Origin of the sequence: Flavobacterium profundi (assembly GCF_006491645.1) — a bacterium.
GTDB lineage: Bacteria > Bacteroidota > Bacteroidia > Flavobacteriales > Flavobacteriaceae > Flavobacterium > Flavobacterium profundi.
The window spans coordinates 113,435-129,085 of record NZ_VDCZ01000006.1; the positions used below are offsets into that span (position 1 = coordinate 113,435).

At 31.2% G+C, this 15,651-nt stretch carries 15 protein-coding genes; 3 read left to right on the top strand and 12 right to left on the bottom strand.

The window, feature by feature from the left end; translation table 11 throughout:
- Positions 1–92 precede the first annotated feature (92 nt).
- From FHG05_RS09535 to FHG05_RS09560, 6 genes are all read right to left on the bottom strand, one after another.
- Positions 93–602, bottom strand: a complete 510-nt coding sequence (locus tag FHG05_RS09535; RefSeq protein WP_140997788.1) for a CAP domain-containing protein — start codon at positions 600–602, stop codon at positions 93–95.
- Positions 603–613: 11 nt separating this feature from the next.
- Positions 614–1,798: a hypothetical protein gene (locus FHG05_RS09540; RefSeq protein WP_140997789.1), complete on the bottom strand. Its 1,185-nt coding sequence runs from the start codon at positions 1,796–1,798 to the stop codon at positions 614–616.
- 138 nt (positions 1,799–1,936) lie between these two features.
- Complete coding sequence (locus tag FHG05_RS09545; RefSeq protein ID WP_140997790.1) at positions 1,937–3,781, bottom strand: PLP-dependent aminotransferase family protein; 1,845 nt, start codon at positions 3,779–3,781, stop codon at positions 1,937–1,939.
- A gap of 172 nt (positions 3,782–3,953) precedes the next feature.
- Positions 3,954–5,300 carry an adenylosuccinate lyase gene (purB, locus tag FHG05_RS09550; protein ID WP_140997791.1) on the bottom strand — a complete coding sequence of 449 codons (1,347 nt, stop codon included), beginning with the start codon at positions 5,298–5,300 and terminating at the stop codon, positions 3,954–3,956.
- 167 nt (positions 5,301–5,467) lie between these two features.
- Positions 5,468–6,250, bottom strand: a complete 783-nt coding sequence (locus FHG05_RS09555; protein WP_140997792.1) for an anti-sigma factor — start codon at positions 6,248–6,250, stop codon at positions 5,468–5,470.
- Positions 6,243–6,773 (bottom strand): RNA polymerase sigma factor, encoded by a 531-nt coding sequence (locus FHG05_RS09560; RefSeq protein WP_140997793.1) that lies wholly within the window; start codon positions 6,771–6,773, stop codon positions 6,243–6,245. The genes FHG05_RS09555 and FHG05_RS09560 overlap by 8 nt, the downstream gene beginning before the upstream one ends.
- 109 nt (positions 6,774–6,882) lie before the next feature.
- On the opposite strand from FHG05_RS09560, the gene FHG05_RS09565 reads away from it, so the two are divergent.
- Both FHG05_RS09565 and FHG05_RS09570 read left to right on the top strand, forming a co-directional pair.
- Positions 6,883–7,485, top strand: coding sequence for a hypothetical protein (locus FHG05_RS09565; RefSeq protein ID WP_140997794.1), 603 nt, complete (start codon positions 6,883–6,885; stop codon positions 7,483–7,485).
- Between the two features lie 54 nt (positions 7,486–7,539).
- Positions 7,540–8,199 (top strand): TrmH family RNA methyltransferase, encoded by a 660-nt coding sequence (locus FHG05_RS09570; protein ID WP_140997795.1) that lies wholly within the window; start codon positions 7,540–7,542, stop codon positions 8,197–8,199.
- 60 nt (positions 8,200–8,259) lie between these two features.
- Here the strand turns inward: FHG05_RS09570 and FHG05_RS09575 are convergent, their stop codons facing one another.
- From FHG05_RS09575 to FHG05_RS09590, 4 genes are all read right to left on the bottom strand, one after another.
- Positions 8,260–9,834 carry a carboxylesterase family protein gene (locus FHG05_RS09575; RefSeq protein ID WP_140997796.1) on the bottom strand — a complete coding sequence of 525 codons (1,575 nt, stop codon included), beginning with the start codon at positions 9,832–9,834 and terminating at the stop codon, positions 8,260–8,262.
- A gap of 17 nt (positions 9,835–9,851) precedes the next feature.
- Positions 9,852–10,313 (bottom strand): hypothetical protein, encoded by a 462-nt coding sequence (locus FHG05_RS09580; protein WP_140997797.1) that lies wholly within the window; start codon positions 10,311–10,313, stop codon positions 9,852–9,854.
- Positions 10,314–10,644: 331 nt separating this feature from the next.
- Positions 10,645–11,418, bottom strand: coding sequence for a carboxypeptidase-like regulatory domain-containing protein (locus FHG05_RS09585; protein ID WP_140997798.1), 774 nt, complete (start codon positions 11,416–11,418; stop codon positions 10,645–10,647).
- Between the two features lie 90 nt (positions 11,419–11,508).
- Positions 11,509–13,368 carry a DEAD/DEAH box helicase gene (locus FHG05_RS09590; protein WP_140997799.1) on the bottom strand — a complete coding sequence of 620 codons (1,860 nt, stop codon included), beginning with the start codon at positions 13,366–13,368 and terminating at the stop codon, positions 11,509–11,511.
- A 179-nt stretch (positions 13,369–13,547) separates the two neighbouring features.
- Between FHG05_RS09590 and FHG05_RS09595 the strand changes: the two genes are divergently transcribed.
- Complete coding sequence (locus FHG05_RS09595; protein WP_140997800.1) at positions 13,548–14,159, top strand: trimeric intracellular cation channel family protein; 612 nt, start codon at positions 13,548–13,550, stop codon at positions 14,157–14,159.
- Here FHG05_RS09595 and FHG05_RS09600 read toward each other — a convergent pair.
- Both FHG05_RS09600 and FHG05_RS09605 read right to left on the bottom strand, forming a co-directional pair.
- Positions 14,131–14,712: a non-canonical purine NTP diphosphatase gene (locus FHG05_RS09600; RefSeq protein ID WP_140997801.1), complete on the bottom strand. Its 582-nt coding sequence runs from the start codon at positions 14,710–14,712 to the stop codon at positions 14,131–14,133. The genes FHG05_RS09595 and FHG05_RS09600 overlap by 29 nt on opposite strands.
- The gene (locus FHG05_RS09605; protein ID WP_140997802.1) at positions 14,709–15,587 is read right to left on the bottom strand and encodes a lysophospholipid acyltransferase family protein; all 879 of its coding nucleotides are present in this window, start codon (positions 15,585–15,587) and stop codon (positions 14,709–14,711) included. Before FHG05_RS09605 ends, FHG05_RS09600 begins: the two co-directional genes overlap by 4 nt.
- Between the last annotated feature and the right edge of the window lie 64 nt (positions 15,588–15,651).

The window sequence follows — 15,651 nt, forward strand, 5'->3', positions numbered from 1 at the left end:
TAAAGTGTTTCACTTTTAAAAAGATTGTAACAAAAAGCCCGACCCTTGTGGGAACGCCCTAATTATTTGTTTAGAAAATTTAATTGTGAAATTTATTTGTTACCAAAAACGGTTGTAGCATATAAACGTCTTGATTTTGGGTCGAATGCAAAAGCCAAACTCGCATATGCATATTCATTACTAACCATGTTCGCATAATGAGGTGGCGATATTTCCCATTCTGTATAAATTTTTTGAGCTAAAAGAACAAGGTCACTTTGAGCGTATTTTTTAGGCTCAACCGTTAAGTATAAAACGTTTTCCCCGTAAGTATGAAAATCAGTGCCGCCATGAAATTTAATGCGGTTTTTAGGATGCTTTTTTTCAACTGATGTTTGTTCGTGCGACAATCGTTTTATTTTTAGCATATAATTGCTTTGATCTTGAGCAGCTTTTTGAAGCACAACATCTTTTTCAAGAGGAGTTAGTTTTAAAGTTGTTCGATGCTCGTTAATGAGTTGCAACACCCCATCTTCTAAATCCGAATAATTGAGTTGTAGTTCTTGTGCAGAAAGTACAGTAAGGTTGAAAAATAGCACAAGTAGGGTGATTGTATTTTTCATGGTTAACTATTTTATGGTGTTATTAATGTTTTTTTCAAGTTTTCTAACGAAGTTTCTTTGAGGTTGATTTCAAAATTAGTTTTCGAATTTTTATCAATATAAAAAGAATCGTAGTAAACTTTGTCATTATCATTAGTATAAACAATGACTTTTATTTTACCAGCAATTTTTAGATTGTAAGTGTAATCTTCTTTGAAATTTGCTAAAAAATGATTGATTATTGATTTATTGTCTAAATAGCTATAAAAAAGACTATACTCATTTGAATTTAATTTATGGTTATTGCTAATCTGAATGGATTTAGTTGTTTCAACTTGTACAATTCGATCTATATTAATCCAACCCAATTTATTAGTAGTAAAGGAATACAGTTTACCATAATTGGAAAGAAAAGCATCTCTTTGCATGATTTTTTTTGACTTTTGTTCTTCAGTAAGCGATTTATCTTCTAAAATATCATAGTAGATACTTTTCTCTTTTGATTTATCATTTTCATTTACTAAAACAAAATTAAGTTCACTTTCTCTCTTTTTAATTTCTTCTTCTTCTCTTTTTTGTTCAATTGAATCCTTTTTTAACAATTCTATATATTCCAACGAATCTCTTTTTTTTATAAAAGCAAAACTATCAATGGGCACATTTTTAAAAAATCCACCTTCTCCTTTATAATTTGTAGTTAAACCGTAAGCTCTATTTTTTTTATAATCAATTATAGCAGTATACATTATTTCATCCGTGAGCTTCCATTTAAAAATAGAATCATTGTCATTTAGATAAACATTGCTTCGATCTAAAATTGCTTCAGCAGGCCTTACTTCATATTTTTTTCCTTCTTTGATAGTGAGTTGTTTTCCGTTCTCGGTAAAATTAATGTACAACATACCAGAAGATTCTAATACTTCATTGTTATCTGTAATAGTAGACAAACCGTTTAGAATCATATCTTCTTTGCTGAAATATTCTTTTAATTCAAAAGTGATTTTTCCGTTGGTATAATTAGCAAATAAATCTTTTGGAATGAAAATTTCTGTTCCTAATTTTCCTTTAATTATAGTGTCGTTTGTAAGAATAAATTCACTTACAGAGGAATTGTCTGTTTTAAGATTGGTTTCAATTTGTTTTAAGTTGGAAGTTATGTCTTCTTGACAAGAGGTGAATAGTAGTATAGTAAGAAGTAGGATGATATAGTTTTTCATAAAAATGTTTTTTATAGGGAATCAAATTTTGTGCCAGTTGTTAATGAGATGTTAATATAAATTATCTTTTCAAATAAAATATCCCCAATCGTTAGGGCAATTAGGGATATTACTATAGTTAAAAATAGTGAGATTTTATTAAAGCGTACGTACAAATTCTAAAAACACTTTTTTATGTAGTTCTAAATCCATATTTGGAGAAAGAGCCACACGAGCAATATAATCTTTGTCTCCTTCTTTTGTCGTACCTTGAGTGGAGGTTGCTGGAATAGTCCAATAACAGCCTTTCAATTGGCCATAACTGACACAATATTTACTTTCATTTGGAATTTTAGTAATCATCAAATCAATTAATCGGTGATTTAGTGCTCTTTTATAGGTTTCTCTGGCTTCAGGAGTTGCACCTTTTGTAGGCAAATCAAGCGAAAAGACAGAAGGAGTGAACCCTTGATTGGCTAATGCTTCTGAAACAAAATTGATTTTTGCTGTTGGTAAAGTTTCGTGAATAAAAGTTACAAATTCGCGAGTATTTTTATAAGCCTCTTCAATTCTTTGATTCATTGAAGGCAATTGTTCTGCTAATAGTTTGTATTGAAGTGGAGTCGCTTCATTATCGCAAAGCGTTAGATGGAGATTAATTTTGTCCATTAAAGCATCTACTTTGGCATTACCCACCACATAACCTGCCGTGCATTTTCCGCCGCTTGGAAATTTCGAACCACTAGCATATGAAATGGCTCTTACTGAAGATAATATTTGTCCTTCTCCTAAGAATAGTACATTAGGACAAAACGTTTGGTCTAATATAAACACTGGATCAATAGCCGTATCGCCATTAGAGGTGTGTCTTTTTTTGCTTAAAACGGCTTTTAGTTCGAGTAAATTTGGAACTTCTACTCTAGGATTGGTTGGAATTTCAGCGATAATATAAGGAATGGCAGCTTCTTTAGCTACAGCATCTAAAATACGATCAATACTATTTACCATGTCATTGTCACCATCTACGGGTAAGTCAACTATTTCAACGATATCAAGACAAGCAGCTACACGTCTGGCTTGATCATTGGTGCCACCATAACAATTGGGCGGTACAATAAATTTAATGGCTTTTCCTTTGTGATTTTCCATTGCATCATGAATTAATCCCATCATAATGGCATATTGTATAGATAAACCACTTGAACCTACAAGAGGTGTTGAAGAAGTTCCTGTAATGGTAGTAATTGATTTTAGTACTGCAGATTTGTGGTTTTCAACAGCATATTTAGGAGCTGAAAAATCTGTATTTTTTACTAATAGATGTAAGGCTGTGAAACAATTGGAAGGTGTCATAGCTATTGTTTCTCTTCGGCGTACGTGTTGAATTTCAGATATATATGTATCGTTTTCTTTTCCATTTACCACTAAGATACTTCCTAAATCAGAAATATTTGAAATATAAAAATCTATAGTTGAATTAAAATCTATAGTTGGAATGTCTTCTTGTTGGTTTACAAAAACAGTGGTTCCATTGTATTTTGAGAGCGAGGCAAGACTATCAATTTTTTGTGTTTCAAATTGATATCCATACACTTCTTTGATGATTTGTGTAGTAAAAGATTCAGGTAATTCATCGGTATATACTATTTTAGTGTTTCTGTTTTCCAATGCATTTTTTCTCAAAATGGCTAATATTGGAACAATTTTCGAAGAAAAACTAATGACTTGTTCTGGTTTAAGGTTATGTAGTTTTGCGATTCCCCATTCCAAAACGCAAGAAAGAGGATGTCCTAATCGAATGTAGTCGTATGCGGTTGGTAATTTGCTTAAAGCTGCTGTTGTGGCATTCTTCGTATTAAATAAATTTTCAAATTGGTCTAAAAATTGGATTTTAGCTTGTTCTTCTGTATAAATATCTAAACGATGTGTGGTGAGTTGAATCCAATCTTTTGGACAGTTTTTTAGTACTTCATGGATATATTCTAGTGTATGATTTGCTTTCATTTTTTTCTTTTAAAATTGATACAAAATTACAGTAATTTGATTTGTTTAGAAAGGAAAGAGGTTTGTTTTTATTAATTCGTTTTTGTCATTTTTTGAAAGAATAGGAATAAAAAAACCTCAATCGATTTTACAATTGAGGAATTTATATTTAAAGCGAATCAAGAATTTAGTTTTAAATTCCTAAATAATTACTTGGTGTAATTTGTTTCAGTTCGTTTTTAATAGTATCTGAAACATTCAAAGTTTCAATAAATCGGTGAATGGCTTCTTTATTGATTACCGAATTGGTACGCGTTAATTCTTTTAAGGCTTCGTAAGGATTAGGATAGGCTTCACGTCTTAAAATGGTCTGAATCGCTTCGGCTACAACGGCCCAGTTTTTTTCTAAATCTTCTTCAAACTTAACTTCGTTAAGCAATAATTTATTTAACCCTTTTAAAGTAGCTTCAAAAGCAATAATGGTGTGTCCAAAAGGGACACCTACATTACGCAAAACAGTACTATCTGTTAAATCGCGTTGTAATCTTGAAATCGGTAATTTAGCGGAAAGATGTTCAAAAATAGCATTAGCAATTCCTAAATTTCCTTCACTATTTTCAAAATCGATAGGGTTTACTTTATGTGGCATAGCGGAAGAACCAATTTCTCCTGCTTTGATTTTTTGTTTGAAATAATCCATAGAAACATAGGTCCAAATGTCTCTATCCAAATCAATTAAAATAGTATTGATTCTTTTTAAGGCATCAAAAAAAGCAGCAAAATGATCGTAATGCTCAATTTGTGTGGTTGGAAAGGAATGGTGTAGACCCAAACTGTTTTCTACAAAATCGGTTCCAAATTGTTTCCAATCGATTGTAGGATACGCAATTTTATGCGCGTTGTAATTTCCTGTTGCACCTCCAAATTTGGCTGCAAAAGGTACGTTGAAAAGCAATCGCATTTGTTCTTCCAAACGTTCCACAAAAACCAAAATTTCTTTTCCTAATCGAGTAGGTGAAGCCGGTTGACCGTGTGTTCTGGCTAACATGGGTACGTTTGCCCATTCCATACTTAATTCTTTTAGTTTTTGAATTACAGCAATTAAGCTAGGTAAATATACATTTTCAAAAGCTTCTTTAGTCGAAAGAGGAATAGCTGTATTGTTGATATCTTGAGAAGTCAATCCAAAATGGATGAATTCTTTAAATTTTTCTAACCCTAAAGTATCAAACTTACTTTTAATGAAGTATTCAACCGCTTTTACATCATGGTTGGTTGTTTTTTCCGTTTCTTTAATCCACAACGCATCTTCTGTAGTAAATTGGGTATACATTTCTCGTAAAGAAGGAAATATTTTTGCATCTACATTGGCTAATTGAGGCAACGGTAATTCACATAAAGCGATAAAATACTCGACTTCGATAAGTACTCGGTATCTAATAAGTGCTTCTTCAGAAAAATAGGGAGCTAAATTTTGGGTTTTGTTTCTATATCTTCCATCAATAGGAGAGATAGCATTTAATTCAGATAAATGTGACATGTTGTAGTTGTGTTGTTTTTAACAAAGTGCAAAAATAGTTATAAGTTGTAAGTTATGAGTTATCTGTTTATTATTTTTTATAACTTTTTTCTGTAAAAAGTAAGATTTTGTTTTTAATAGTTATAAAAAAAGCGCCCTGAAGGCGCTTTCTTGTTTTGGATTGTTTTTTATACTTTTCCTAAAGTGTACAATTGTTCTAGGGTAGGACTTTCGCTTCCTCCAGCAGGTTCTAAAGTAATTCCAAATGCTTCAGCATCTTCGGCTTTGTCTACTTTAAATAATTTTGTAGAATTTGCGACAAAATTATCCAATAAACCAATACTCTTAGGTGTTAAAGGATCTAGTTTTAAACCCCAAACCTGATATACTTTTCCTTCTGGTGGAGAAGGTAAGCCTGAAGCATCAATATACACTTCTTTGGTTTCTTTGTTATAATACGCTTTTGCAAAGGCATTTGGTGCCACTTCCTGACCACCTAAAGCCACCTGAATATTATTGTTGTCTCTAACAATAGCTAATACTTTTTCAGCTTCTTGTTTTTCCAATTCTAAATCGACAATCAATCTTTGCATATTACTTTTTTCAGTACCTAATTGTTCAATAGTTGTTTGCGATTCATTCCATTTAAGATATTGGAAACCAAATCCAATTACAAATATAGCGGCTGCAGCCCAACCCACATAGCTAGACCATGATGGTTTTCTATCAATTGCAACAACTCCTTTTTTGCCTAATATTTTTTGTCTAATTTTTTCATAATTAGTGGCAGATAAATGTGGAGCTACGCTTTGCGAAAGGTTAATAACAGCGTTTTCAATTGCTAAAATTTCTTCCTGAACTTCAGGGTGTTTTTTAGCCATATCTATTACATTTTTGTTTTCTTCTTCTGTTAGTTTTCCAAAAACAAAGAGTTCTAATGTACCAGATTCTATTAATTCTCTACTATTCATTGATCATTGTTCTTAATTCGTTCATGCAATTTCTGTTTTGCGTTTTTACGGTTCCTAAAGGTATTTCTAATTCTTCAGATGCTTCTTGTTGTGTATAACCTTGAAAAAATAGCAATTCAATAATTTGAATACACTTCGGTTTTAATTTCTTTATAAACCTACTAATTCCAATAGCATCTATCTTGTTGACTGTCTTTGAATTGTCTTCAAGCATATATACGAAGTTATCTGCAGAATGGTTTTTTTGACTATTATTATAGCCTTTAGATCTCAATTTATCAATGGTAGTGTTGCGTGTAATGTTTAGCATCCAAGTGTATAATCTTCCTTTTGATTCATTATAAGAATCAATGTTATTCCAAATTTTAACAAAAGCTTCTTGAAGCACATCTTCGGCTTCTTCTCTGTTTTTTATTAAATTGAAAATGACAGCATACAAACTTTTTGAATAATTGTCATATAACAAGGTAAATGATCGATCACTTTTACTAAGTAATTCTTTAAGTAATTGTTCTTGTTCCATAGAATTTTTTAAGTTATTGCTAATATACTAAAAAAATGACCACTTTTAAAAACCAAATGTTTATTTATCTCGTAAGTGATTTTGTATTAACCACACAATAATAGCATTCATGAAAAAAATAAAATTGTTTCTCGAGTTAGTTGTATTTGTTATTTTAGGTACTTTATTAATCAGTTCTGGTGAGAATGATACAAATTATATCCCTTTTACAACTCCAAAAATCACAAATAGTTATAGTTCGTATACTTCAGATTATCAAAATATAGTTTTAGCAGCAGATGTACAGAATTTTTTAGGAAACTCCATTTATGAGACAAACCATTTTTACTTAGAGTTTAATATTACAAATGTGAATAATCAAGAATTTGTAATTCAAGCTAAAGCCAATAAAGGAAGAATTTATTTTTACGGTCCTATCCTAAAAGAAAAAGTAATGGAAGAAACCATTTTAAATGAAGATTATTTATTAGGAAGTGTAATTATCACTCCAAAAGATTCTGAACCTTTGAGTTATGTTTCAGAGGAAGTTTCATTATTCGCAGGTGTGAAAAATAGAGATACTATATCTTTTTTAGATTACTTATTCTTTCCAAATTCGAATTCGATTGATAAAGAAACAGAAGAAGTACTTTCTTTAGTAATTGAATTTCCAAATGAACTTATAGCGAATTCTCATCAATTGGCTATATGGACAGAAATTAAAAAACAATAATTATAAGTTGATATAATTTTTAATTTACCCTTGGCTTTGCTAAATTTGGCCTCAATGAAAAATGTAGCCTTATTAGAATATTTAGAAGGGTTTATTTCTGAAAATCGAAAACAACGTTTTATAGAAATTTTAGCCAATAGAACCCGCCATTTTACTGTTGCTGTAGAAGATGTTTATCAAATGCATAATACAAGTGCGGTTATGAGAAGTTGTGAAGTCTTTGGTATTCAAGAACTGAATGTAATTGAGCAAAAATATAGTAAAACCATTGATAAACAAATTGCTTTAGGTGCTGAAAAATGGGTCGATATTCATGAATTTAGTAGTAATATGTCGTGCATGAAAACGTTGCGACAAAGAGGATATCAAATTATAGCTACTACACCACATAATGAATCATGTTTTTTGCATGAATTTGATATTACAAAACCAGCAGCCTTGTTTTTTGGAACTGAAAAAGAGGGGTTATCAGAAGAGGTTTTGCAACATGCTGATGGTTTTTTAAAGATACCGATGGTTGGTTTTACTGAAAGTCTAAATATTTCTGTTTCCGCAGCTATTATTATTCAGGACCTTACGAATAGGCTTCGAAATTCAAACGTTCAATGGCAATTATCGGAAGAAGAAATCATTGAAAAGCGATTGGATTGGACAAGAAAATCAATTAAAGATATTGCATTTGTTGAAAGTCGATTTTATGAAAATGATGTATAGAAACTAAAAGGCTTGTTAAAAATAACAAGCCTTTATTAATCAAATGGTAACTATATATAATTATTGTTTATATATTCTGTGAATAGTTGGTTGGTCTCTATTATTATTAATCTGCATAAAGTACAAACCTGAATTTTGAAAAACATCTCCTAAATTTTCAATTAAAGTTGGTTCATTTTTTAGAATCTTTTTCTGTTTGATGATACGTCCTGTAACATCATAAATAAGAATGTCTATTTCCCCTTGAAAATCATTTGTAATAGTAACTGTAAGGTTGTCTCTAAATGGATTTGGTGCTACAAGTATGCTATTAGACACGATTACAGTTTTTAATTCACTTGAATCTATTCTTCTGGAATTGATAGAAACTTCTAAATTAATTGTAGTTCCTCTTGCTAAAGCCCTACTATAAGGAGTCAATGTAATAGATTTGTTGATTGCTGATCGATTCCAAGTGACTGTAATTGTGTTGTTTAATGGGTTGCTATAGTTTATAGTTCCTCCAGTAACTTGCCAGTCATAATAAAAAGCATTACCGACAGCAGTATAATTTTGAGTTAAACAAGTACTGCATATCGAACTGTAACCATCTAATGTAATTCCATTGGGTTTTAAAAAAGTGTGGTAGAAATATTGTGAGCCGTTTGGTACAATATCTGAATATAAACTTGACCCGTTATAATGTACGTTGTGTCCGCGATTCGTGTAAGAATAGAAAGCATGATTTGCATTTACCGCATTAGCACGATTGTTCATTTGATTACTTCCGTAAACTGTTGGTAAGTTAAAGCCAGGTAACCAACTAATGTAAGAAAAAGGTTCGCCACTATTATAAGGAACAGTACTATCGTTTGAACTATGAAAATACACACCAGGAATATCAGAACTGTTTTCAATGTAGCTAAGGTCTCCTAATGCACCTGCGAATCCCATAACACCATTCGCTTTTCCACTAACGAATGAACCGTCTGCATATGTTTTATTGTCTCCAATAGCATCTAGTCCTCCTAAATCAGCTCTTCCAAAATAATTTCTGGTAGATGCAGGCCTCTCTGAGTCTTTATCCAAATAAACCGCTTGATAGGCTAAGAAAGCACCTGCACTATGTCCAGAAATATATATTTGATTCGAATCAACACCATATACTGCTGCATTTTTTCTAAAAAAACGAACTGCCGATCTACCATCTTGTAAGGCTCTGTAAACGGCTCTTTTTGAGAGCTCTCTGTCTCCGATATTCATGCCTAAGCGATAATCTATAGTTGCTGTTACATAACCTCTTTTTGCAAATGATTCACATAATTTAACCATACTTGCTTCTGTGCGACTTCCATTTACGAAACCACCACCAAAAGCAAAGATGATAACAGGTCGTTTGGTTAAAGTATCGTTTGAGGGTCTGTAAATATTCATTCGCAAAGTAGTTTTTACATCGCCGTAAGTATCTTCATAGGCTAAACGATTTCCAAAAAGATTAAACGATTTTACAGTGGGAATATTAGTGCTAAAAACAACATCTTTAGTTACTTGGAAAGAACTGAAAACATCTTGTTGGTATCTATTAGGTAAAGGTTGTGCTAGTGTGTTTAGTACAATAAAAAGCACACCCAAGAATGAGTATATAGTTTTTTTCATGATTGCTAGAGGTTAGTTTAGTTTGTTTTTTGATTGTACAGTTGTGCTACTTTATTTTGAAAAGAATCATTATTATGAAAGTAATTTTCAATCTCCTCATAGCGACTGAGTTTCATTTTATTTTTAGTAATAAATGAATCTAAAGCAACTTGGTTGATCATTCTATCTTTTTCCATGATTGCTTTAATTTTCTCAAATTCCTCTTTTTCAGTAGTTGTAAGTTGCATGTCGTCTCCATTGAATTGTGCTGTTAAAATGGTTGCCATCCTTTCTTCGGAAATAGTAGTTTGTTGCGCTGCATTTAGTAATGAAGTGGCAATATCAAATGAATGATTTAGTTTGTATTCATAAATGTTCATGAAGGTTGTAATTTCATCCGATGAAATAGGAGAGGAGATTGTGCTTTTCTCTTGCGCATGTAGCACAGTAGAACACAATATTACTATAAGCAATAAGGTGTAGTGTAATTTTTTTAACATAGTTTAGATTTTAGAATTAGTAATTTGTTTGTTTTAAATTATGATTTTCGTAAAAAATCAGTAATTATTTTACTAAAGTATAAAAAAATAATTTACTATGCATACATATAAAATATATATTTTGTTAAATTTTAAAAATATTTGACATTAATTTGTAAAAATATTATTTATAGGTGTTTTATAATGTTAAATTTACAATATAAATGCGCTAAAATAAGAATGTATTAATTGTGAATTTAATAATTGATATTTTGTTTTTAAAAAAATACCTATTGGTGTAAAAAAAAATCAACGTTATAAACGTTGATTTTTTTATATACAAATGCTTTTTTTATTTATTCTTTTTTAGAATTTTGTATTCTTCATAACAAGAACTAATAGCTTCCAAAATTTGTAAATCATTTGCAGTTTTTATAAAATACTGCGAGTAATTACAGTTTTGAAGAATTAAAGGAATGTCATCTTTGTCAATTTCTAATAAAGCAGCTAAGGTTTCTCTGTCAAATTTTGTAGATAATAGTTCTCTCACGGTGTCGTCTTTTTTCATTTCCTTTAGTTTTCGCATCTGTTTGGGGCGTTTGCCAAAGGCATTGTATAAGAAATCAGCTGGATTGAATATTGCTCCTAATACTTTGGTTACAGCACTTGGAGATTTGCTTCCCGCTTCATAGCCAGCATCTAATCCCGAAATACTATAACGATAATCGCTTTCAGAAACGGGTATTAATTTAGTATCCACTTCAACATAACCGGTTAAGTTGTATTTTGAAATTACCACTTCTTCTAAAGCATATGCTTTTTCAGTTAATGATATTTTTGAGGTTTTATTTTTTACCCAGTCGTGTGTTACTTTTACTTTTATGGTTTCAAAACCTAAATAGGAAAAAAGTAGGGTGTCATTTGCTTTGGCAACAATTTCAAAAAAACCATTTCCATCAGTTATAGTACCACTTACTTTGGTTGTATTAATAACATGTACATTATTCATAGGTAATTTGGTTTGACTATGAACAACAGTACCTTGAATAGAGGTGGTTAAGGTGTCTGTCTGGCCTATAGCGGTCTGGGTCAGTAGTATAAGTAAAAAGACTGTAAAGTATCTCATGGGCTAAATATTGATTCAAAAATACGAATCAAAAAGAGATAATTTACAGTCTTTATAATTTATTTATCAGAAAATTAACGAATCTGATGCTTAGCTTCTTCTAGAACGTTTTGCTTTTTCAAAGAAATTTGATGAATCTCCTTCGTTTCTTCTTCCTCTTCTTTCGTTATCACCAGATTTTCTTCCTTCAAATTTACTGTCTCTTCTAGGTTTTCTATCATTTCCTCCAGAACGTCTATCATCTCTTGAATTTCTGTCATCTCTAGAGTTTCTGTCTCCTCTAAAGCCACCACCAGATCGTTTGTCTCCACCACGTCCGTTGTGATCTCTTCTTCTAGAGTTGCTTCCTCCTTCGTTTTTAGAAATTTCAACATTGATTTTTCGACCTTGTAAACTAAAGGCATTTAATACATCCATTACTTTTGGAGCCAAAGAAGCATCTGTGTTAAAGAATGAAAATCCTTCTTTTACATCTACTTTGAAAACATCATCTCGGCCTAAATCTAACGTCTCTTTTAAGAAATCTTTTAACGTCATCCAGTCGAAATTATCTCTAGAACCAATATTAATGAAGAAACGAACAGCACCGTCTGTAGGTATTGTACCAGATTCACGTCTTGTACCACCATCAGAAGCTAAATCTCTAGATTTTTTGTAGTAATTAATGAAACGATTAAATTCTACAGAAACCATTTTCTTAATTAATTCTTCTTTTGGAATGTCTTTTAAAACTTCTTCGATTGCAGGTAAGTAGGCGTCAATTTCATGATCTACTTCTACATCTTTAATGCGATTTGCTAAATGAAATAATTGAATTTGGCAAATTTCAATACCTGATGGAATTGGTTTTTCTTCAAATTTCATTTTTATGATGCGTTCAATTTGTGTAATCTTACGCAATTCGCTTTTAGTGATAATTACTAATGAAGTACCTGATTTTCCAGCACGACCTGTTCTACCTGAACGATGTGTGTATGTTTCAACTTCATCAGGTAATTGATAGTTAATTACGTGAGTTACATCGTCTACGTCAATTCCACGAGCCGCTACATCCGTTGCAACTAACATTTGAATTTGTCTACCACGGAATGATTTCATTACACCATCACGTTGTGCTTGTGATAAATCTCCATGAAGTGCTGCAGCACTATAGCCATCCTCGATAAGTTTTTCGGCAACCGCTTGTGTATCTCTTTTGGTTCTACAAAAAACAACTGAAAAGATATCTGGATTTGCATCTGCTAAACGTTTTAAAGCAGCATAACGATCACGAGCACTTACTAAATAAAATTCATGAGATACATTTTCATTTCCAGAATTTTTATGTCCCACCGTAATTTCTAGCGGCTTTCTCATAAACTCTTTGGCAATTCGTGCTACTTCTTGTGGCATCGTTGCTGAAAACAACCATGTGCTTTTTTCTTTTGGAGTGTCTGATAAAATAGCCGTAATGTCTTCATAAAATCCCATGTTTAGCATTTCATCTGCTTCATCCAATACGCAATAATTAATGTTTTTAATATTAACCATATTACGGTTGATCATGTCTTGCATTCTTCCAGGAGTAGCTACAATAATTTGCGCACCTCTTCTAATTTGATTGGCTTGTTCTGTAATACTAGCACCACCATAAATGGCAACTGTATTTAATCCTTTAATGTATTTAGAGTAAAGTTTAATCTCGTTTGTAATTTGTAAACATAACTCTCTCGTAGGCGATAAAATTAATGCCTGAGTATCCCTGTTTTCAGCATCAATTTTTTGAATAAGTGGAAAACCAAATGCAGCTGTTTTACCCGTTCCTGTTTGGGCTAGCGCTACAATGTCGGTGTCTTTTTCCAATAATAGGGGAATCGCTTTTTCCTGTACTTCCGATGGATTCTCAAATCCAAGGTCTTTAATCGCGAGCAGAAGCGATTCGTTTAGACCTAATTGTTCAAATTTATTCATAAAATATTTTAAATTGGGTGCAAAGGTAGTTTTAATTAATTGGATAAACTAATTTGTTTGTAATTGATTTTCAATTAATTGTAATTTTGTTTTTAGTGTTAATCTAAAAAAAATAACTTTCGACAACCAAAATGTTTATCCATTATGAATTAAATAGATACTTTTGTAAGAAAAGAATAATGGTTGAATATATAGATAGTATTGGTACTCTTGTGTTTGCTATTTCTGGTGCATTAACAGCTATTTATAAAAAACTTGATTTGTTTGGGGTTTTTTGTATTGCTTTTGTAACGGCTTTAGGAGGAGGAACTTTACGAGATATTTTAATTGGGAATACACCAGTTGGCTGGATGTTAGATCTCAAATACATAATCATTATCTTTATTGGAACGGTACTTTCAATTCTTTTTAATATTTATTTGGAAAAGTTACGAATTTCACTTTTTTTATTTGATACCATAGGATTTGGTGTATTTACTTTAATTGGTATAGAAAAAGGCATTGAGAAAGAATTACACCCCATTATTTGTATTGCTTTGGGTACACTCACAGCTACTTTTGGTGGTGTAATAAGAGATATTTTGTGTAACGAAATTCCTGTTTTATTTCGAAAGGAAATTTATGCAACCTTAAGTATTTTAGGAGGTGTTTTATTTTTTGTTTTATTGTCTTGTAAGTTGGATATGGATTTAATTTATCTCCTCTCTAGTCTTTTTATTATTGCTGCCAGAATCCTTTGTTTTAAAATGAATTGGAGTTTGCCTACTGGAAGTGCTTTTGTAAAAAAGTAAGTAATTGGTTTACAGCTTTAGCTCTATGACTGTATTTGCTTTTTTCTTCCATACTTAGTTCAGCAAATGTTTTATCTAATTCATTAGGCTTAAAAATAGGATCATAACCAAATCCTTTTTCTCCTTTTTTCTCATGAATAATTTCTCCTGTAGCAATTCCTGTGAAAAGTTGTTGTTCTTTATGAAGGTTTAATGCAATTACGGTTTTAAATTGGGCTTTTCTATTCGTATGATTTTCTAAAGCGCCTAATAGTTTATTCATGTTATCATCTGCATTTTTTTGTTCACCAGCATACCTTGCAGAATATACTCCAGGTTCGCCATTTAGAACTTCTACTTCTAAACCAGTATCATCTGCAAAACAATCGTAACCAAAATGTTCGGTAACGTAGTTCGCTTTTAAGATAGCATTACCTTCAATAGTTAAAGCGGTTTCAGGAATATCTACAAAGCAACCAATTTCTTCCAAACTCAAAATAGTAATTCCTAATGGCATTAATTGTTGAATTTCTGCAATTTTATTTTTATTATTTGATGCAAAAACTAATTTCATGCTTGATTTTTTTTATGTTTCCAACGATTGTGTGTCCAAAGATAATACTGTGGAGCTTCGTAAATTTGTTCTTCAACTTTTCGAATGAAGGCTTCAGAAATTTCATAATTTGGAATAGCTCTTGCGTCTTCTGTCATTATTTCTAAAGTAGCTTCATAGTGTCCTCGTTTTACTTTTTTAGTCTTAAGAAAAACCACATTCATATCTAAACGTTTGGCTAAAAGTTCGGCTCCCACATGAATGGGTGTTTCGATTCCCATAAAACGATACCAATGTGATTTAATGTAGGATTTGGGAGATTGGTCACTTGCAAAACCATAAATGCCTAAAATCCCTTTTCTTTGATTTTCTTCAATAATTTTGATGGTATCTTTAGTAGTAATTAACTCTGCTTTGAATTTAGAACGAATATCGCGTACCAACTTGTCAAAATACTTATTGGCTATTTTTTTATATATACCATATCCTGTATAAGTGATATAGTAATTCATTGAAATTACCCATTCGTAACTCGCATAATGAGAACAAAGAAGTACAATACTTTTCTCTTTTTTTTCCAATTCTTTATAAACGTCAAGATTGATAATTTTAAACCTTTTTTTAATTTCTTCTTTAGAAATAGACATGGTTTTTATCATTTCCAAAAACATATCGCACATGTGTGAATAGAATTTTTTTTCAATATCTAATCTTTCTTTTTCTGATAAATGAGGTAAAGTCATGGCAATATTTTGTCTCACCATTTTTTTTCTGTAACCAATAATTCTATAGACAAAAAAACAGATGCAATCTGAAAATAGGTAGAATAGCTTAAAAGGTAAAATTGAAATGAAATATAATAATGGGTATAATAAAATATATACGAGTAACTGCATATTAAATTTTTTACAAATATACTTTTTTAAAATAATAAGGAAATACCTAAAGTATTATTAAATT